The organism is Burkholderia sp. AU38729 (genome assembly GCF_020419725.1).
Taxonomy (GTDB): Bacteria; Pseudomonadota; Gammaproteobacteria; order Burkholderiales; family Burkholderiaceae; genus Burkholderia.
In genome coordinates, this window is the sequence record NZ_JAIZQO010000002.1 from 37,553 (window position 1) to 56,482 (window position 18,930).

Below are 18,930 nucleotides of genomic sequence, written 5' to 3' on the forward strand. Positions count from 1 at the left end.
CGCTTCACCGAGCGACGTATGACATGCAACTGATCGTGATCGAACATGCCGGCGAGCCGGTCGAAAACGACTCCTACGACGCCGTCGTGTTTCATCCGCCCGGCGGCACCATCGGCCGGGCCAGCGACAACCATCTCGTGTTGCGCGACGACACCCGGCAGATCTCGCGGCTGCAGGCGCTGCTGCAGGTCGGCGACGACGCGTGCCTGCTGAAGAACCTGAGCAGCGTCTCGACGATCGAGGTGAACCGCGAGCCGGTCGGCTATGCGCAGGAGCGCCCGCTCAATACCGGCGACATCATCCGCATCGGGCCGTACGTGCTGCGCGCCGAACGTGACGATGGCGGCCGGGGCGACGATGCACCGGTCATCGACATGGCGACCGATACCGGCGTGCACGTCGATCCGCCGTCGCAGGCGCGAACGTCGGCGGCGCCCTCGCCCGCATCGTCGTCGCGGATCGATACGAAAGGCGCCGGCAACCGGCTGTGGGGGCTGCTCCAGGATCGTCTCGCGCCGCGCGGCAAGGCCGCGGACACCGGTACGCGACCAGGTGGCCCTGTACGGCCGGATGCTGCGCAGCCCGCGAACCGCGCGGCGCAAACCGTACCGCCCGCCCCTTCACAGCGCGACCTGCACCAGCTGTCGATCGATCCGCTCGACCTGTTCGCGCAGCCGTCGGGCGGTATCGGCACATCAGGCACATCAGGCGCAACGGGCACGGCACCGCATGTTGACCGCGGCAACACGGAACGCGAAGCGTCGTCCGCGACCCAGGCCGACCATGCGCCCGAGTGGACCCAACACGTGCGGGTGCAGCCCGCCGCCGCGCGCGCGGCCGATACGCATCCGCAGCCGGCCGCCGAACCGGCGCCGCATGCCGCGCGCGCGCCGACGCCCGATGAACTGCTGAGCGCGTTCTTCGAAGGCGCGGGGCTCGATACGGCCGCTGAGTCGCATCAGTGGTCGGCCGAGCAGCTGTACATCGCGGGCCAGTTGCTGGCGCTGTTCGCGAACGGCACGGTCGAGCTGCTGTCGTCGCGCAGCATCCTGAAGCGCGAGGTGAAGGCGCACATGACGATGCTGCTCGATCGCGAGAACAACCCGCTGAAGCTGCTGCCGGACGGCGGCGCCGTGCTGCGGCAGATGTTCGGGCTGCCGCTGCCGGGCTTCATGTCGCCGCAGAGCGCGGTGAGCGACGCGTTCCAGGATCTGCATGCGCACCAGATCGGCATGGTCGCCGGCATGCGCGCCGCGTTGATGGACCTGCTGACGCGCTTTTCGCCGCAACGGCTGCGCGAGCGCGACGACGCGATGCGCTGGTACGAGAAGCGCGTGCCCGTGCTGTACAAGGCGAGGATGTGGGATCGCTACGCGGCGACCCATCGCGACACGGTGTTCGCGATCGAGGACGATTTCGCGTCGGTGTTCGGCAAGGCGTTTCTGGCGGCGTACGACGCGGAAGTGGAAAGCTACCGCGGCAGCGGCCGGCATTGAGCGTCGCACGGCACGCCCGCCGGCGGTGGCGGGCGGTGCGTGCCGGCGGCGGTGTCAGGTGCCCGTTTCATGCGAGGCCACCTTGTTTCGCCCCGTTTCCTTCGCGTGGTACAGCGCCTCGTCGGCCGCCTTGATCACCGCCTCGACCTCCCCTTCCTGCCCGGGCGCCCAGCTTGCCACGCCGATGCTCGCGGTGACGCGTCCGAATTCGCTTTCCGCATGTTCGATCGCGAGCCCGTCGATGGCCGCGCGAATCCGTTCGGCGATCTCGGTCGCGCCCGTGGCCGGCGTATCGGGCAGGATTACGACGAATTCCTCGCCGCCATAGCGGGCGGCGGTGTCCGCGGGACGCCGGATGTTCTCGCCAATGCATCGCGCAACGGCCGCCAGCGCGTCGTCGCCGGCCTGGTGACCATACGTGTCGTTGAAGGCCTTGAAGCGGTCGACGTCGACGAACAGCAGCGAAAACACCGAACGGGCACGGCGGGCGCGGCGCCATTCGAGGTCCAGCACTTCCCCGAACGAGCGGCGATTGTTGAGCCCGGTGAGGCCGTCGGTGCGCGCGAGCATCACCAGCTCCGATTCGGCCCGCATCCTGCGCCGCAACTGGGTGCCCAGCAAGAAGGACAGCACGATGAACGCCGCGCCGAAGGTCGCCACCAGCGCGCCGATCGTGATCGCGCGCCGCCGCCACGCCGCGTAGATGTCCTGCTCCGCCTCGGCGACCATGATGATCAGCGGCAGATGCGGCAACGTCTTGAAGTAGTAGAGGCGGCGCACGTGGTCGATCGTCGAGGTCTCGATGAACGAGCCTTCCGGCGCCGTCATGAAGTGGCGAAACGTCGCCGCCTTGCTGATGTCGCGGCCGATGGTGCGCACGTCGTACGGCTGGCGCATGAACATGATGCCGTCCCGGCCGACCAGCGAGATCGCGCCGTGCGAGCCGAGCGCGAGGCCGGCGAACAGCGTGTGGAAATACTCGAGATTGACCGCGATCAGTGCAATGCCGCCGAACGAGCCGTCCGGATTCGACACGCGGCGCGTCAGCGCCACGCTGAGCGAGCCGCCGCGCAGGCGGGACGCGAACGGATCGCTGATGTAGAGCCCGGCGTTCGGATTGTCCCGGTGAACCGTAAAGTATTTGCGGTCGCCGAAATTGCCCTGGCGCGGCACGTCGTTCGCCGAATCGAGGATGATGTTGCCGGCCGCATCCAGCACGAGCATCGAGCCGAGAAATTGCGCCGTCATCGCGTGATCGAACAGGACGCCGCGCCGCAGGGCCGGCGTGGCCGCCATGACGTCCGGCCGCTGAAGGCCCTGGATCACCGCCTCCAGTGACAGCCCGTACAGCTCGATATTGCGCTCGATGTCGCGCTCGGCGACGAGCGCCAGATTTCGCGACGTCTCGCGTGCGCGATCGAGCGCGTCGTGACGGCTCTGGAACAACTGCAACACGCAGAGGCCCATCAGCGCGCACGCTATCAAGGTCCCCGCCAGCACAACGTAGTACGGCGCTGCCGACCGCGGATGCATCCGTGTCCTCTCAGGTTGGGCCGATGCTGACGCACCGGTTGTTATGGTTTCTTCTGAAATAAGCTATACCAAAAAGTGTGACGCCCGGGTACGAGGGGCAGTCCGTACTTGCCAGGTTGCGGGTCACGTGAGCTGAACGGTATCGGGCGGAAGGTGCCGACGTCAATTCACCGAGGGACGCGGCGCGAGTCGTTGCCGGTGACGGAATTGAAACAATCCACCTGCGGTGACGCGCATATTGAAATGCCGAGGGGGCTGCCGTTCGAATGCACGGCGGGAGCGAGATTCCGGCGAGAGACCGGGCGCCCCGCCCGGCCCGCGCCGATCGCGTGCGCGACGCCGACAGCGCCGCGCACGCGATCGATCGATCGACGACCGTCAGACGGCCATCACCGTCACCGACTTCGTGACGAGGTACGGCTCGAGCGCTTCCGGGCCGCCTTCCGACCCGTAGCCCGAGTCCTTCACGCCGCCGAACGGCATTTCCGGCCACGGCGTCGCCGGCTGGTTGATCCACAGCATCCCGACTTCGAGGCGCTGCGTGAGCAGGTGCACGTTCGCGAACGAACGCGTGAACGCGTAGCCGGCGAGACCGAACGGCAGACGGTTCGCTTCCGCGATCGCATCTTCAAGCTTGTCGAAACCGCGAATCGCCGCGACCGGGCCGAACGGCTCGTTGTTGAACACGTCCGCTTCGAGCGGCACGTTCGCGATCACGGTCGGCGCGAAGAAGTTGCCTTCCGAGCCGATCCGCTCGCCGCCGGTTTCGATGCTCGCGCCGACCTTGCGCGCGTTGTCGATGACCGACGCCATCGCGGTCAGCCGGCGCGGGTTCGCGAGCGCGCCGAGCGTCGTGCCTTCCTCGAGGCCGTTGCCGACCTTCAGCCCTTCCGCATGCTTGACCAGCGCGCGCGTGAATTCGTCGCGGATGCTGTTGTGCACGAGGAAGCGCGTCGGCGAGATGCAGACTTGCCCCGCGTTGCGGAACTTCGCGCCGCCGGCTGCCTTCACCGCGAGCGCGACGTCGGCGTCCTCGGCCACGATCACCGGTGCATGGCCGCCCAGCTCCATCGTCGCGCGCTTCATGTGCAGGCCGGCCATCGCGGCGAGCTGCTTGCCGACCGGCGTCGAGCCCGTGAACGTGACCTTGCGGATCACCGGGTGCGGGATCAGGTACGACGAGATTTCAGCCGGATCGCCGTACACGAGGCCGATCACGCCGGCCGGCACGCCCGCGTCGACGAACGCGCGCAGCAGCGCGGCCGGCGAGGCCGGGGTTTCTTCCGGCGCTTTCACGAGGAACGAGCAGCCGGTGGCCAGTGCGGCGCTCAGCTTGCGCACGACCTGGTTGACCGGGAAATTCCACGGCGTGAAGGCCGCGACCGGGCCGACCGGCTCCTTCACGACCGTCTGCTGCGCGCCGAGGTTGCGCGGCGGCACGATCCGGCCGTACACGCGGCGGCCTTCGTCCGCGAACCATTCGATGATGTCCGCCGCCGACAGCACTTCGACGCGCGCTTCGGTGAGCGGCTTGCCCTGCTCCTGCGTCATCAGCTGCGCGATCGCGTCGGCGCGTTCGCGCACCAGCGCGGCCGCCTTGCGCATCGTCGCCGCGCGCTCGTGTGCGGGCACCTTGCGCCAGGCCTCGAAGCCGCGTTGCGCGGCGGCGAGCGCCCGGTCGAGATCGGCGATGCCCGCGTGGGCCACCTTGCCGATCGGCTTGCCGGTCGCCGGGTTCACGACGTCGATCGTCTTGCCGCTCGCGGCGTCGACCCACTCGCCGTCGATCAGCAGTTGCGTATCCGTATAAGTCACGTTAGCCATCCAGACACCCCTACATTGCGTCGATAAAACGCGCGCTGCCGCGAACGGCCGCGCGCCGGTTGACAGAAAAAGCCACGCCGTCGGGGCAGGCACGCACCCGGCGGCAGTGACGGCGGGCACGCCGGCCCGCCCTCGTTCCGCATGGGGCCGCGCTCAGCGCGCGGCCGCCGTCGCCTTGCGGAGTTTCGCGACGTCCGCTGCCTGCACGGCCGGCGCGCCGTTGTTCCAGCCGGCGCGCATGAACGTCAGCACGTCGGCGATCTGCCGGTCGTTCAACTGGTTCGAGAACGCCGGCATCGGATACGCGGACGGCACGCCATCGATCACGAGCGTGTCGCTGCCGTTCAGCGTCACGTTGATCAGCGACGATGCATCGGCTTCGAGCACGTTCGGATTGCCGGCGAGCGGCGCGAGCAGCGGCGCGTAACCGCGCCCGTCCGCGCCGTGGCAATGCAGGCAGTAAGCGTTATACACCTTCGCGCCCGGATCGGCCGCCGGCCGGCCCAGCGCGGCCTGCGTCGCCTTCGGATCGTAGCTGTACGGCGGCGCGCCCGTGCCGCCCGCCGCCGGCAGCGATTTCAGGTAACGCGAAATCGCCGCCAGATCGTCGTCGGAGAGCGCCTGCGTGCTGTGGTTGATCACGCTGACCATCGAGCCGAACGCGGTCGCATGGCGGTTCGCGCCGGTCTTCAGGAACTGCGTGACCTCGGCCTCGTTCCAGCGGCCGAGCCCCGTGTTGGGCTCGCCGGTCAGGTTCGATGCGAACCAGTTGTCGATCGGCGCGCCCGACAGGAACGCCGCGCCGCCTTCGTCGAGCGCCTTCTCCTGGAAGCCGACGCCGCGCGGCGTGTGGCACGACCCGCAGTGCCCGAGCCCCTGCACGAGATACGCGCCGCGGTTCCACATCGCATCCTTGGCCGGCTTGTCGGCGTAAGGCGTCGTGTCGAGGAACACCTTGTTCCACAACGCGAGCGGCCAGCGCATGTTGAGCGGCCACGGGATATCCGACGGCCGGTTCGCCTGCTTCACCGGCTCGACGCCGTGCATGAAATACGCGTACAGCGCCTTCACGTCGTCGTCCTTCAGCTTCGCGTACGACGGGTACGGCATCGCCGGATACAGGTTGTGACCGTCCTTCGCGACACCCTTGCGCAACGCGCTTTCGAAGTCGGCTTCGGTATAGCCGCCGATGCCCGTTTCCGGATCGGGCGTGATGTTGGTCGTGTAGATCGCGCCCATCGGCGTGACCATCTTCAGGCCGCCGGCGAACGGCGTGCCGCGCGGTGCGGTGTGGCACGCGACGCAGTCGCCCGCTTTCGCGAGATACGCGCCGCGCGCGACGAGCGCGCTGTCGGCCGGCGCCGCCTGCGCGGCATATGCGGCCGTGCCGGCCAGCAGTGCGGACACGGTGAGCAACGACGTGCCGAGCGTCTTCAGGGTGAGGTTTCGCATGGTCGTCTCCTCCCCTCAAGCCGTCTTCAGCTGGTCGCCGACCGGCAGCTTGCGCAGCCGCTTGCCGGTTGCCGCGAAGATCGCGTTGGCCACCGCCGCGGCGGTCGCGGCCGTACCCGGCTCGCCGATGCCGCCCGGCGCCTCGCCGCTTTTCACCAGATGGACCTCGATCGGCGGCGTCTCGTTGATCCGCAGCATCCGGTAGTCGGTGAAGTTGCTCTGCACGACGCGGCCCTCCTCGATCGTGATCTCGCCATACAGCGCGCCGGTGATCCCGAAAATGATGCCGCCCTGCACCTGCGCCTCGATCGTGTTCGGGTTGACGACCATCCCGCAATCGACCGCGCACACGACACGCTTCACCTGCACTTCGCCGTTGTCCACCGCCACATCGACGACGATCGAGAAGAAGCTGCCGAACGCGTGCATCACCGAGACGCCGCGCCCTTGCCCCGTCGGCAGCGCCGGGCCGCCCCAGCCGGCCGCCTTCGTCGCGACGTCGAGCACGTTGAGCGCGCGCGGCGTCTTGCCGAGCAGCGCGCGGCGGTATTGCACCGGGTCGGTCTTGGTCTGCGCGGCGAGTTCGTCGATGAAGCTCTCGACCACGAACGTGCCGCGCGTCGGGCCGACGCCGCGCCAGAACGCGGTCGGCACGTGGCGCGGCTCCTGGCGCACGTAGTCGACCAGCTGGTTCGGCAGGTCGTACGGCAGCTCGGCCGCGACTTCGACCGCATCGGGATCGACGCCGTGCTGGAACGCCGGCGGTGCGAAGCGCGCCATGATCGACGAGCCGACGATCCGGTGCTGCCACGCGACCGGCTTGCCGTTCGCGTCGAGGCCGGCCGAGATCCTGTCGTGGTAGCACGGCCGGTACATGTCGTGCTGCACGTCTTCCTCGCGCGTCCAGACTACCTTCACCGGTGCGTTGACCTGTTTGCCGACCTTCACGGCCTGGCCGATCATGTCCGTCTCGAGCCGCCGGCCGAAGCCGCCGCCGAGCAGGTGGTTGTGCACGACGATCCGGTCGGGCGCGAGGCCCGTGAGCTGCTGCACGGTATCGCGCGCCCGCGTCGGCACCTGCGTGCCGACCCAGATCTCACAGCCGTCGCCGCGCACGTGCACCGTGCAGTTCACCGGTTCCATCGTCGCGTGCGCGAGCAACGGCTGTTCGTAGACGGCGTCGACGCGCGTCTTCGCATTCGCGAAGGCCTTGTCGACGTCGCCGTCCTTGCGTGCGACCGCGCCCTTGCCGTTCGCCGCCGCCTGCGCGAGATCCGCGAACAGATCCTTGGTCGAGACTTTCGCGCCCGCGCCCTCGTTCCACTTCACGACCAGCGCCGACGCGCCGCGCTTCGCGGCCCACGTGTGATCGCCGACCACCGCCACCGCGTTGTCGACGCGCACGACCTGGCGCACGCCGGGGATCTTCTTCGCGGCCGTGTCGTCGACGCTCGCGACCGTGCCGCCGAACACCGGGCTGTTCACGATCACCGCGACCAGCATGCCGGGCAGGCGCACGTCGAGCCCGAACTGCGCGGTGCCGTCGACCTTCTCCGGCGAATCGAGCCGCTTCGCGGGCGTGCCGATCAGCTTGAAATCCACCGGCTGCTTCAGCGCGACGTCCTTCGGCACCGGCAGCTTCGCCGCCGCATCGGCGAGCTGGCCGTACGACGCGCGCCGGCCGCTCGGCGGATGCTGCACTTCGCCGTTCGCGGCGCGGCAGGCTGCCGGATCGACGTTCCATTGCTTCGCGGCGGCCGTGACGAGCAGTGTGCGCGCGGTCGCGCCGGCACGGCGCAGCGGCTCCCACGCATAACGTACCGACGTCGAGCCGCCGGTGAGCTGGCCGCCGAGCAGCGGATCGAGGAACAGCTTCTCGTTCGGCGGCGCATGGTCGAGCGTCACGCTCGACAGCGGCACTTCGAGTTCTTCCGCGATCAGCATCGGCAGCGCCGTATAGACGCCTTGCCCCATCTCGACCTTCGGCATCACCAGCGTGACCTTGCCGGCGCGGTCGATCTGCACGAACGCGTTCGGTGCGAACACGCCCGGTTGAGCCGGTTCAGCAGCGTCGCCGCCGATCACCGAACGACGCGCATCGTCACCCGCGGCCGGCATGCTGAAGCCGAGCAGCAACCCGCCGCCGGCCGCCGCACCCAGCGACATGCCGAGCTTGAGGAACGAACGGCGCGACACGCCCGCGCCGGCCCGACCGGCTTCGATCAGTCCTCGTGACATATCAGGCCTCCTTGGCGGCTTGCTTCACGGCCGCGCGAATCCGGTTGTACGTGCCGCAGCGGCAGATGTTGCCGGCCATCGCCGCGTCGATGTCGGCGTCGCTTGGGTTCGGGTTCGACGCGATCAGCGCGGTGGCGGCCATCACCTGCCCCGACTGGCAGTAACCGCACTGGACGACGTCGAGCGCGCGCCACGCCTGCTGGACCTTGTGGCCGGCCGGCGTCGCGCCGACGGCTTCGATCGTCGTGATCTTGCGGCCGGCGACCGCCGTGACCGGCAGCACGCACGAGCGTGCGGCGACGCCGTCGAGATGCACCGTGCACGCGCCGCACTGCGCGATTCCGCAGCCGAACTTCGTGCCGGTGAGACCGACGACGTCGCGCAGCACCCAGAGCAAGGGCATGTCGTCGGGGGCGTCGACCGAGCGGGTTTCGCCGTTGATGTTGAGGGTGATCATTCAGCCTCCGGGGCCGGTGTATGGGGGAAGCGGCGCGAACGATGCGCCGCGTGGTGTTGTCATCGCCGCCGCGTGCTGTGCGGCGGGTGCCGTGCGGCCCGGGTGGGCGCGAGCCGCGACGGGCGTACGGCGGCGTTACTCGGCGACGTCGATGCCCGACAGCACCTTGATGACCGGCGGCGCGGTGAACCAGTCGGCCGACTTCGTGCGGAATTCGCCGAAGTACGGGCTCGCGAGGTGCGCGTCGAACGCGGCCTGGTCGTCGTAGATCTCGTACAGGTGCAGGTTCGGCGAGCCGTCCTGCTCGCGGAACAGGTCGTAGCGCCGGTTGCCCGGTTCGGTGCGCGTCTTCGCGACCATGCCGCGCAGCTCGGCCTCGGCGGCCGCCGCGTGTTCGGGTTTCAGGAACAGGGAAGCAATCACGTGAAGCGCCATCTTGTCATTCTCCTAGTCGTCGATAGCGGAATCGAGCATGCCACAAGCCGGCGTCGCGTGACGCCAGCGTGCAGCCGTTGTGTGTCGCCGTGCCGAGGCGTCAGGCCAGTTCGTCCGGGCCCACGCGCACGACGACCTTGCCGAAGTTCTTGCCGGCCAGCAGGCCGATCAGCGCTTCCGGCGCATCGGCGAGATCGGGGACGACGTCCTCGCGCGTCTTCACCTTGCCCTGCGCGACCCATTCGCTCATGTCCTTCATGAACGTCGCATAGCCGGTTGCATAGTGATCCATGATGATGAAACCCTGCATCCGGATGCGCTTGCGCAGGATCGTGCCCATCAGTGCCGGCACGCGGTCGCGGCCGGTCGACACGGCCTTGTCGTCGTAAGCCGCGTCGTTGTAGTGCGCGATGATCCCGCACACGGGTACGCGCGCATGGTCGTTGAGCAGCGGCCACACCGCGTCGAACACGGCCCCGCCGACGTTCTCGAAATAGATGTCGATGCCGTTCGGGCACGCTTCCTTCAGCTTCGCGGCAAATGCCGGATCGCGGTGGTCGACGCACACGTCGAAGCCGAGCGTATCGGTCACGTACGCGCACTTGTCGGCGCCGCCCGCGACGCCGACCACGCGGCAGCCCTTCAGCTTGGCGATCTGGCCGACCACCGCGCCGACCGCGCCGCTCGCCGCCGCGACGACCACGGTTTCGCCGGCCTTCGGCTCGCCGATCGTCAGCAGGCCGGTATAGGCGGTGAAGCCCGGCATGCCGAGCACGCCGAGCGCGTACGACGGATGGGCGAAGTCGCGGCCGAGCGGAATCAGACCTTGGCCGTCGGACAACGCATAGTCCTGCCAGCCGGCGCCGGCGACCACCAGGTCGCCTTCGCGGAACGCCGGCAGGTTCGACGAGACGACCTGGCTGACCGTGCCGCCGACCATCGGCTGGCCGAGTTCGGCCGGCGGCGCATAGGACGGTGCGTCGCTCATCCGGCCGCGCATGTACGGGTCGAGTGACAACCAGACCGTGCGCAGCAGCACCTGGCCGGCGCCGGGCGTCGGCACGTCACCGGATTCGGCGCGGAAGTTGCCCGGCGTCGGCGCGCCGACCGGGCGCGAATTCAGGATGATCTGGCGATTAGCGGTCTTGCTTTGTGGCATGTGAGCCTCCGTCAACAGGAATGGACGTGCTTCGTGGGCACGATCGGATCAGGGATGGACCAGCGGGAGACGCACGCGGGCGGCTGCATCGGCGCTCAGGCCGGCGCGGCTGCGTGCATGCGGTTGAATCAATCGGGACAGCGTAACGCGGTGTGACACGTTCGTCATGCGTGGTTGAGTAGACCAGTCGTCTAGAATCAGGGTAAAAACAAGGCGCGCCGATGCGCGCCCGGGTTACGACTGCCCGTCGCCCGGCTCGAGCGGCGGCAGGTTCAGCATGCGCCGCGTTTCGACCATCGCCCGTTCGAGCGGCTTGCGATTGCGGTGAATCTTCTCCAGCAGCGTTGCGCCCAGCCACAGCTCGTACAGGATCGCGGCCGTATGCGACGGATCGGCGACCCCGCTCAGCGAACCGTCGGCCAGCCCGGCCTCGATGCCGCCCGCGAGCCGCTCGATGATCTGGCTCGTGCCCTGCCGCAGCACCGCGCGCATCGCTTCCGACAGATCCGACACTTCCGCGCCGAGCTTCACCGCGAGGCACTTGCCTTCCGGATCGTCCGCGCATTGCGTGTGCAGCCAGTTGCGCCAGTACGTCATCAGGCGCTCCGCGCCCGTGCCGGCCTGATGCTTGAACAGGTTGTCGAGGTGCGCGAGATAGCCGTCGAAATACGATTCGAGCAGCGCTTCGCCGAATGCCTCTTTCGAGCCGAAGTAATGGTAGAACGAGCCCTTCGGGATGCCCGCCGCAGCGAGAATCTCGTTCAGGCCGACCGCCGAAAACCCCTTGTGGAGCATGATCGGCTTGGCGATATTCAGGATGTGCTGGCGGACTTCCGCGCCCGAAGATGCATTCATGATGGCGTATGGTAGCAACGATTAGACCGGTCGTCTAGTAACGTCGAGCCGGCATGTTGAGCGGCACTTTACCCGATCCCCGCCCGGCGCCCAAACGTCGCGCCGGCATGCGCCCCTCCTTCCCGCTCCGCCGAGCGCGCGGCGTCACACGCCCGACTCGGTTTCGTCGCAGGCGTTTCATCGATCTCCCGCATAAATACGCGCGGCGCATGTGCCGGCGATCGCGTCATTTCGGCCGGCATTGCACACGTGTGCAATGCGCCGGATCGTCGTTGTCGCCTCCCGAAACCGTGACCAGGAACGCCCATGACCGCTTCGAAACCCGAACGCCCGTCCGCGCCGAACCGCCGGCGCTTCATCCAGCGCGGCGCCGCGCTGACCCTGTCGCCGCTCGTCGGCTCGCTGGCTGCCTGCGGCGGCGACGGCAGCCCGACGTCCGCGTCGTCGTTCGCCGCCGCCGGCGCCGCGGATGCCTCCGCGCGCAGCTACGGCATCGCCGACCGCTCGATCACGATCAACGTCGTCAATGCGATCCCGTCGACGACGCTCGCGTACGGCAACGCGGCGAGCCAGAGCGGCTCGCTGCCGCAGGCGTCGCAAGCGCAGGTCGCCACCGGGCAATCGACCGCCGTCAGCGCGTCGAACAGCTGGGGCGACTGCACGGGATCGTTCAGCCTGGCCGGCGGCGACGCATCGTTTGCCATTTCGTACACGCATCCGTTCGGGGCGCAGCCGACCACCGTCAGCGTCACGCCGTCGGCCGGCTACGTGTCGGGCGCCGACGCCGCCACGTTTCCCGGTCACGACTCGGTCGCGAATCTCACGCTGTATCGCGGCGTCGCGACCGCGAACGGCGCGTGGGTCGTCCCGCTCGCGCAGCTCGCGACGCCGCCGGCCAACAACTGCCAGGATTTCGCGAACAGCATGTTCGGCAGCAACGTGCGCACGGCCGCGGCCATCCAGTCCGCGTACCAAAGCACCGGCCCGCTCGGCTACGTGCCGCCTGCCGACTTCACCGGCGGCCAGCTCGCGGGCTTCGTCGCGCAATGGGTGCAGCGCTGGCAGAGCGGCGCGGCCTATGGCGTGCTGCCCGCTGCCGATGCGCAACTCGTCGACGCGCTGAAGCAGTACGTGTCCGGCGCGTCGAACGCCGGCCCGCTGACGATGTGGGTGCCGCAGATCGCGTGGCAGGCCGCCTCCGATCCGGCCGTGTTCGCGCTGACGGGTTATCGCGCGTTTCCGTTCGTCGATGCGCAGGGCAACTGGAACGCGAGCACGCTGTCCGCGTTCCTGACGCTGCTGGCGGCCGGCTCGCATATCGTCGCGATCAGCGCGACGAACGACCTGCCGGCGGGCGTCACGATGCAGGCGTTCGACAGCTTCATGGGGGCGAGCGGGCTGACGACGTCGACGGATATCGGCAACTCGCACTACGCGTCGGTGTTGAACACGACGGGCCGCTATTACCTGAGCGTCGGCAGCGATTTCGCGCCGGCGAACTGCGGGCTGATTCTGTCGTTCCTGTACGGGCGCACGGTGAACAACCTGCTCGCGGGCGCCGGCACGTACAACACGTTCATCCAGCTCGAAGGCTGGCAGGCCGGCGGTTCGCGGCACAACGCCGACTATGCGACGTATCAGCAGACGCTGTGGAACATCTCGACGTATGGGGCGTCCGCGTATAGCGAGAAGCGCGCGACGTCGATTTTCCTCGCGCCCGCCGGGTGGACGCCGCAGGTCTATCAGACGACGCGGATGATGCCGTACGTCGGCGCCTATGCGCAGTCGAATGGGTCGCCGCAGGGCTGGCTCAATACGTCGCTCGTCACGATTCCGGCGGATGCGCCGGCGTTGCCGTCGCGGTATGTGTCGAGTTGATCGGTATCGGTGGATGGGTGGGCGATCGGGGGTGTGAGGGGCTCGGTCGCTTGCCTGGCCGCTTCAGGCTTCCGGGCTCCGGACGTGCGTCGCCTTCGGCTGACGCACGCTTGTGGTTTCTACTTCAACGAGGCGGCGCTTCGTCCGCGCGCTTTCGCGTGCGCGCCCTCCGCTCGTCCCGTTGTGCGGCGGGCGCTGCCTTGGCGCCACGCAGCGCCGACCGGCGCGAGAGCGCCGTCATTTCGCGCCGCAGCGCATCGAGTTCCTTGACCCGTGCCGCCTCGGTCGCCTGCGCACCGTCGAGCTGCCCTTGAAGCACGCCGCATCGGTGGAGCGCGTCGCCGAGCTGCGTCTGCAGTGCGGCCATTTCCTTGCGCTGCTGCGCATCGCGCTGCTCCATGCGCAAGGCTGCTGCCTCGAGTTCCTTCTGCAGCCGCGCGGCCGCGAGCCGCTCGCGATCGATCTCCTGAAGCGCCCGCTTCTCCGACGCGCGCAAGCGCTCCTCGGCCCGACCGGCGTCGTCGCGCAGCCGGTCGAGCTGGGTGGTGAAATCCGCGCGCGCCTGCGCAAGTGCGCGGTCGCCTTCCGCGTTGTCGGCCGTGAGGCGTTCGATGTCCGCTTGCAGCGCTTGCCGCGATGCGTCGTCCGCCGCCCTCGCCTGTTCCAGTTCCTGAATGCGCACCTGCGCGGCCAGCAGCGCGGCCGTGCGTTGCTCCAGCGCGGTTTCGGTGCGGGCCAGTTCGGCCTGCAATGCCGCGACTTCCGCCCTTGCCGCTACCCGCTCGGCCTCGACCTCCGCGCGCAATGCGTCGAGCGCGCCGGCCGCGTCGGCGCTCGACCGATTCCATAGCGCCGCCACCAGCTCACCGGCGGCCGCCTGCAGATCGGCCGGCAGGTCGGGATGCTCGATGCGCACGCGACTCTTTTCCCGCAGCTCGGCCCAGAACTCGCCGAGGACGGCCGTCGGCGTGCTCATGCTGCCCTTGCGGACGAGCTGGTACAGGCGGTTCGCGGTGGGCGTGATGCCGAAACGGAAGAACAGCAGCGCGCAGGCTTCGCGATAGAGCTCGCGGGTTTTCGGGAAGTCGGCCTTGAGGCGCTCGATTTCGGCGGTCAGGCGGGATTCGTCGGCAGCGAGATCGGACATGGCAGGTTGGCTTGGTGATTTCGTAAATAATATAACGTAAACCGTTGAATATCCAATTTATCGTGCCTTTTAATTTGACATTATTTCTATAATGTCGAGTGTGATGGATCGCCATGTCGCGTACGGTGCACTCGCGCACGACGCCGGCCCAGGCAGGACCGGGGGCGTGTGCGGGCATATGTTGCCGTAGCGACAGGGATGGCGAGCGAGGGGAAAGATCGGGCGGTGTGGGAGGCGCTGTCGAACCGCCGGGGGCGACGCCGGGGCGCGTATTCGTCCCGTCGCTGTCGAGCGGGACCCTGCGCGTGCGCCCGCCGTCCGGACGCGTGCCGCCGATCTACCGGACGATGCGGAAGATGTGTCGTGCGGCGCCGATGCGCGCCCAGGCATCATGCCGCCGGCACGCTGCCAGTCGCGATAACGGCAGGTGTGCCGTCGCTGGCCGCGGTACGGGGCAAGCGGGAATGCGGGCCGCCGCCCCGCGTTGACGCGCCGGACGGCGGATACGGCTCAGAGCCCTTCGTTCAGGAAGTTTTGTGCGTACTGGAGCCGGTTGTCCATCTGCGGATCGGTCGCCTGCTCGTAGTCGGTGTCCCAGACCTGGGCGGCCTGCGACACGTTCGTCGTGTTCTTCAGGTCGGAAATCGTCTTGCTGTACGGGCCGTCGAGTTCCTGGTTCATGTAGCCGATGTTCGCGTCGAGGCTGCCCGGATCGAGGTTGTGCTGCTGCGCATACGCGATCTCGCCCTGCTTGCGCGTGCCGCCCCACTGCGCGAGCCCCCAGCCGTTCGCGTTGTCGTCCGCGAAGTTACCCGACGGCGCGCCTTCGGCGCCGCCCTGGTTGACGTTCGGCGTCAGGCCGCTTTCCTGCTGCAGGTTGCCGAGCACGCCCGCGATCTGCGTATCGTTCAGCCCGTAGCGGCTGCGCAGGTCGTCCGCGATCGCATGTGCCATGCTGCCGCCCGTGTTCCCGGGGAGCGTCGACCCACTCTGGCCATGCGTCTGCCCGTCGCTCTGCCCGCCTGGCGGGATACCGGCGCTCGCCGGCGGTGCGCTGCCGGCCGGCGGCGCGTCGTTCGACGACGGCCCGTTCAGCGAGAACGAAAGCGGTGTGCCGTCGTTGCCGCCGCCGTCGCCGCTCGCCAGCCGTATCGACGGCATCCCGCCTCCGTTTCCATCGCCGGCAGGCTGCGTTCCGTCAGCGGCCGACGCCTGCTTGAGCGCGGCGAACACCGCTTGCAGGATCTGCTCGAGTTGGGCCAGCACCTGCGTGATCTGCGCCTGGTTCGAACCGGAATCCTGCGAAGGGTCGAAGTTCGTCGACCCGGTGGAATTCAAACTCACTGTCAAGGACATGACTGCCTCCTTCCGGGAATCGCTGGACGGGCCACCTCGACCGACTATAGGCCGCATGGCGGATGACGCGTGCGGCCGGCGCGAAGCGGGCGACGGGTTTGCGAATCGGAACGGCGCCGCGCGCGGTCGGCGCCGCCACCGGCCAGCTTCGCCACGCTGCGCTTCGGCACTTCGCGTCGCGCGCCGGTGTTTCGTGTCGGGCCGCCCGGGCGCTGCGCCGAGGCATACAGTCGAAGGGCCTACGATGCTGCCAGGGGCAAGCGACCAACGGCAAACGGCAAACGACGCCGGCCTGACGCAGTCCGGCCGGCGCAAACGGCGACGCGCGCCGGTCGACGAGCGCGCCTCCCCCGATCACTCCCCGCGGAGAACGGCGCTCATGATCACCATCACCGTCCAGGGCAACGCCCCGATTTCCCGGACCGACCCCGCGCGCGACGCCGGATCGGCGGACAGCCCGGGTTCGCAACAGATCGCGCAGATCATCCAGGCACTGATGGCGGAGCTCAAAAGCCTGTTGTCAGGGCAAAACGGCAACGACTCGCCCTCCTCGCCACCGGTGGCAAGCACGGGCCGGTCCGCCCCGCCGTTGGCCAACCATGAGGTCCAGCCGCAGACATTACCGTCGAACGGCCGGAATGCGCCGGTCGATCCGAACACGCCGCGCACCCGGAACGACCAGAATCCGCCGGTTGGCGGAGCGCCCTCCGGAAGCTCGGCGAAACTGTCGACCAACGCGGGCGGTGTGGCGCAGGCCGGCGCGATCGACGGTATCGCCCCGACGTCGACGCAAACCGTCCACACCGGTACGGGCAACGACAAGACCTTCAACGTCACCAACAATACGAACCGGCCCGAGTCGTTCACGTACGCGGTGCAAGGCCAGAACAAGGCGACCCTCACGCTCGCACCGGGCCAGACCGGCACCTTCGTCGGCGGTTCGCACGACATCGGCGTACGGATCTCGCCATCCGATGCGAACGGCAATACGCATCCGGACGAGGTGCTGTACGAAGACGGCGGGGCCGACAACGGGCAGGCGTCCGGCGCGGGCAATCCGGACGTGAGCAAGGTCGACGGCGACAAGGATTTCGCCGGTCACGACGAGAACATGACCGTGACGCTGTCCGACGGGCGCACCGCCGGCGACGGCGACGCGATCCGCCCGTACCTGTATTCGACCGACGATGCGGCCGCGATGGGCCTCGCGGGCGATCCGAGCAAGACGGTCAACATCGTGATGTCCGACCGGAACCCGGCCTGACGAGCGCCCGCCCATGCGGCGGCGCCGGCATCGACGGCGCCGCGCATAGCCGCCGGGTCAGAAGTGAATGATCCGCGGCGTCAGCAGGAACACGCGTTCCATGTGCTTGTGCGACCGGTCGGTATTCCGGAACAGCGCGCCGAGCAGCGGGATCTTCGACACCCACGGCACCTGTGCGACGCCGTTCGAATCGTTGTCGGTGCTGTAGCCGGCGATCAGCAGGCTCTCCCCCTCGCCCACGAACGCCTGCGTGTTGATCTCGCTGCTGGTGATGACCGGCAGCGTATCGACCTTGTCGCCGGTGAGCTGGCCGTCCTCGATGTGCACGTCGAGCTTGATCCGCGTCGTGCCGTCGTTCTTGTCCTGCACGACCATCGGCAGCACGCGCAGCGACACGCCGGTCGACACCGAATAGAGATCGCCGGACGTATAACCCTGCACGCGCACGAAGAAGCGCGTCTTGTTGTCCATCACCGCCTCGACGTTGTCGAGCGTCGCGACCTTCGGGCTCGAGTCGATCCGCGCTTGCGACGTCGATTCGAGCGCGGTGATCCGCGCGAGCAGATAGCGCCCGGCATTGCCGAGCACCGCCGTGATCGCGCCGCCGACCGGCGTGGCCGCGACGGACGTGGTGCCGTCGGCCAGCGTCGTCACGCCGAAGTTCGGGTTGATGTTGCCGTTGTAGCCGTTCTGCTGCAGCGTGCCCGAGCCGGTCTGCAGGTCGACGTGGCTGTTGTGCGCGCGCCAGTCCACGCCGATCTGCCGCAGCAGGTCGTCGTTGATCTCGATGATGTGCGCCTCGATCTCGATCAGGTTGGGGCGCGCATCGAGCTTCTCGATCAGCGGCGCATAGAGCCCGATGCGTTGCGGCGTGTCCCGGACCAGCACCGTGTTGGTGGTCGGGTCGGCTTCCACGACGGGCAGGCTTGGGTCGCCCGGCCCGGGATCCGCGGCACCGCCCTGCGTGCCGTCCGACACGGCGCCGTTCTTGCCGCTGCCCGACTGGCCGCCGCCGAACAGCCCGCTGACCAGGCTGCGCGACGCGTCGCCGCCCGCCATGCCCGGCGGCAGCGGCGGTACCGGCGAGCCGCCGGTGGTGCCGCCGCTCGCGTCGGCCATCGGCGACAGGCGCTGCATGCCGCCGATCGTCTGCGCCGACGGGTTGCCCGTCGAGCCGCCCTGCTCGGGGTGATAGAGCTTCGACACGACCGTCGCAACGCCCGGCACGACCACGTTCTTGCCGTCGAGCTGCACCTTGTGGTCGGCTGCCCACGCGCTGCTGAGCTTGAACGCGCGCACCACCGTGCCGTTCGAGCGCTGCATGTTCTCGTCGAGATGCTTCGCGACGCCGGCCACCATCTGCACGTACTGCGGGGGCCCGCTGATGATCACGGTGCGTGCGCTGCTGTCGTAGGTCAGCGGATAACGCTTGTCGTCGAGCCGCATGCCGCGCAGCGTGGCGTTGAGATCGGCGATCGACGCGTTGTCGAGCCGGACGATCTGGCGCGTGACGTCGTTCGCGTTGCTGATCGACATGACGCTGCCGTCGTAGAACCACACGAAGCCGAACGTCGCGGCGAGCGTGTCGAGGATCCGTTGCGGCGGCATGTCGAAGCGCCCGGTCACGGTTCCGGTGACGTTGTCCGCAATCGACGCCGTCACGCCCTGACTCGCGAGCAGGTCGCGCAGCACATCCTTCAGATCCTTGCCTTCTGCCGTCACGTGCGCGACGCCGCTGCGCCAGCGCACCGCGTCCGCATGCGCTGCCGCCGTCGCGCCCATGCCGATCACCCACACGGCCCACGCCGCGCAAAATATCGCCTTCGATCTCATCGC

14 protein-coding genes are annotated in these 18,930 nt (G+C 68.6%); 3 read left to right on the forward strand and 11 right to left on the reverse strand.

The genetic code is table 11. The features are described from left to right. Positions 1 to 23 precede the first annotated feature (23 nt). Complete coding sequence (gene tagH, locus LGM56_RS05230) at positions 24 to 1,496, forward strand: type VI secretion system-associated FHA domain protein TagH (RefSeq protein WP_226203307.1); 1,473 nt, start codon at positions 24 to 26, stop codon at positions 1,494 to 1,496. 54 nt (positions 1,497 to 1,550) lie between these two features. On the opposite strand, the gene LGM56_RS05235 is transcribed toward tagH, so the two are convergent. The 8 genes from LGM56_RS05235 to LGM56_RS05270 form a co-directional block, all read right to left on the reverse strand. Then, the gene (locus LGM56_RS05235; RefSeq protein ID WP_226203309.1) at positions 1,551 to 3,029 is read right to left on the reverse strand and encodes a diguanylate cyclase; all 1,479 of its coding nucleotides are present in this window, start codon (positions 3,027 to 3,029) and stop codon (positions 1,551 to 1,553) included. 378 nt (positions 3,030 to 3,407) lie between these two features. Next, complete coding sequence (locus LGM56_RS05240; RefSeq protein ID WP_089427485.1) at positions 3,408 to 4,853, reverse strand: NAD-dependent succinate-semialdehyde dehydrogenase; 1,446 nt, start codon at positions 4,851 to 4,853, stop codon at positions 3,408 to 3,410. 153 nt (positions 4,854 to 5,006) lie between these two features. Beyond that, entirely contained in the window at positions 5,007 to 6,305 is a 1,299-nt protein-coding gene (locus LGM56_RS05245) for a c-type cytochrome (RefSeq protein WP_226203311.1), read from the reverse strand. 15 nt (positions 6,306 to 6,320) lie between these two features. Next, positions 6,321 to 8,543: a xanthine dehydrogenase family protein molybdopterin-binding subunit gene (locus tag LGM56_RS05250; RefSeq protein WP_226203313.1), complete on the reverse strand. Its 2,223-nt coding sequence runs from the start codon at positions 8,541 to 8,543 to the stop codon at positions 6,321 to 6,323. A gap of 1 nt (position 8,544) precedes the next feature. After that, positions 8,545 to 9,000: a (2Fe-2S)-binding protein gene (locus LGM56_RS05255; RefSeq protein WP_226203315.1), complete on the reverse strand. Its 456-nt coding sequence runs from the start codon at positions 8,998 to 9,000 to the stop codon at positions 8,545 to 8,547. Between the two features lie 135 nt (positions 9,001 to 9,135). Further along, positions 9,136 to 9,435: a putative quinol monooxygenase gene (locus LGM56_RS05260; RefSeq protein WP_226203317.1), complete on the reverse strand. Its 300-nt coding sequence runs from the start codon at positions 9,433 to 9,435 to the stop codon at positions 9,136 to 9,138. Between the two features lie 100 nt (positions 9,436 to 9,535). Then, entirely contained in the window at positions 9,536 to 10,594 is a 1,059-nt protein-coding gene (locus LGM56_RS05265) for an NADP-dependent oxidoreductase (RefSeq protein ID WP_226203319.1), read from the reverse strand. 234 nt (positions 10,595 to 10,828) lie between these two features. Then, a complete protein-coding gene (locus tag LGM56_RS05270; protein ID WP_226203321.1) occupies positions 10,829 to 11,449 on the reverse strand; it encodes a TetR/AcrR family transcriptional regulator in 621 nt (206 codons plus the stop codon). A 306-nt stretch (positions 11,450 to 11,755) separates the two neighbouring features. Here LGM56_RS05270 and LGM56_RS05275 point away from each other — a divergent pair, with 306 nt between their 5' ends. Further along, entirely contained in the window at positions 11,756 to 13,327 is a 1,572-nt protein-coding gene (locus LGM56_RS05275) for a hypothetical protein (RefSeq protein WP_226203323.1), read from the forward strand. A gap of 124 nt (positions 13,328 to 13,451) precedes the next feature. Here LGM56_RS05275 and LGM56_RS05280 read toward each other — a convergent pair whose 3' ends face one another. Together LGM56_RS05280 and LGM56_RS05285 are read right to left on the reverse strand one after the other, a co-directional pair. Beyond that, the gene (locus tag LGM56_RS05280; RefSeq protein ID WP_089496950.1) at positions 13,452 to 14,474 is read right to left on the reverse strand and encodes a DNA-binding protein; all 1,023 of its coding nucleotides are present in this window, start codon (positions 14,472 to 14,474) and stop codon (positions 13,452 to 13,454) included. 510 nt (positions 14,475 to 14,984) lie between these two features. Next, the gene (locus LGM56_RS05285) at positions 14,985 to 15,830 is read right to left on the reverse strand and encodes a phage tail tip lysozyme (protein ID WP_226203325.1); all 846 of its coding nucleotides are present in this window, start codon (positions 15,828 to 15,830) and stop codon (positions 14,985 to 14,987) included. Between LGM56_RS05285 and LGM56_RS05290 the strand changes: the two genes are divergently transcribed. Further along, positions 15,802 to 17,094 (forward strand): hypothetical protein, encoded by a 1,293-nt coding sequence (locus LGM56_RS05290; protein WP_226203327.1) that lies wholly within the window; start codon positions 15,802 to 15,804, stop codon positions 17,092 to 17,094. The genes LGM56_RS05285 and LGM56_RS05290 overlap by 29 nt on opposite strands. Positions 17,095 to 17,151: 57 nt before the next feature. Here the strand turns inward: LGM56_RS05290 and sctC are convergent, their stop codons facing one another. Continuing rightward, positions 17,152 to 18,927, reverse strand: a complete 1,776-nt coding sequence (gene sctC, locus LGM56_RS05295; RefSeq protein ID WP_226203329.1) for a type III secretion system outer membrane ring subunit SctC — start codon at positions 18,925 to 18,927, stop codon at positions 17,152 to 17,154. Between the last annotated feature and the right edge of the window lie 3 nt (positions 18,928 to 18,930).

What these genes read in the sequence shown, in the direction of transcription:
- LGM56_RS05245 (WP_226203311.1), bottom strand. Translation starts at nt 6,305, where the DNA reads ATGCGAAACCTCACCCTGAAGACGCTCGGCACGTCGTTGCTCACCGTG.
- LGM56_RS05255 (WP_226203315.1), bottom strand. Translation starts at nt 9,000, where the DNA reads ATGATCACCCTCAACATCAACGGCGAAACCCGCTCGGTCGACGCCCCC.
- LGM56_RS05240 (WP_089427485.1), bottom strand. Translation starts at nt 4,853, where the DNA reads ATGGCTAACGTGACTTATACGGATACGCAACTGCTGATCGACGGCGAG.
- sctC (WP_226203329.1), bottom strand. Translation starts at nt 18,927, where the DNA reads ATGAGATCGAAGGCGATATTTTGCGCGGCGTGGGCCGTGTGGGTGATC.
- LGM56_RS05275 (WP_226203323.1), top strand. Translation starts at nt 11,756, where the DNA reads ATGACCGCTTCGAAACCCGAACGCCCGTCCGCGCCGAACCGCCGGCGC.
- LGM56_RS05280 (WP_089496950.1), bottom strand. Translation starts at nt 14,474, where the DNA reads ATGTCCGATCTCGCTGCCGACGAATCCCGCCTGACCGCCGAAATCGAG.
- LGM56_RS05285 (WP_226203325.1), bottom strand. Translation starts at nt 15,830, where the DNA reads ATGTCCTTGACAGTGAGTTTGAATTCCACCGGGTCGACGAACTTCGAC.
- LGM56_RS05270 (WP_226203321.1), bottom strand. Translation starts at nt 11,449, where the DNA reads ATGAATGCATCTTCGGGCGCGGAAGTCCGCCAGCACATCCTGAATATC.
- LGM56_RS05250 (WP_226203313.1), bottom strand. Translation starts at nt 8,543, where the DNA reads ATGTCACGAGGACTGATCGAAGCCGGTCGGGCCGGCGCGGGCGTGTCG.
- LGM56_RS05235 (WP_226203309.1), bottom strand. Translation starts at nt 3,029, where the DNA reads ATGCATCCGCGGTCGGCAGCGCCGTACTACGTTGTGCTGGCGGGGACC.
- LGM56_RS05265 (WP_226203319.1), bottom strand. Translation starts at nt 10,594, where the DNA reads ATGCCACAAAGCAAGACCGCTAATCGCCAGATCATCCTGAATTCGCGC.
- tagH (WP_226203307.1), top strand. Translation starts at nt 24, where the DNA reads ATGCAACTGATCGTGATCGAACATGCCGGCGAGCCGGTCGAAAACGAC.
- LGM56_RS05260 (WP_226203317.1), bottom strand. Translation starts at nt 9,435, where the DNA reads ATGGCGCTTCACGTGATTGCTTCCCTGTTCCTGAAACCCGAACACGCG.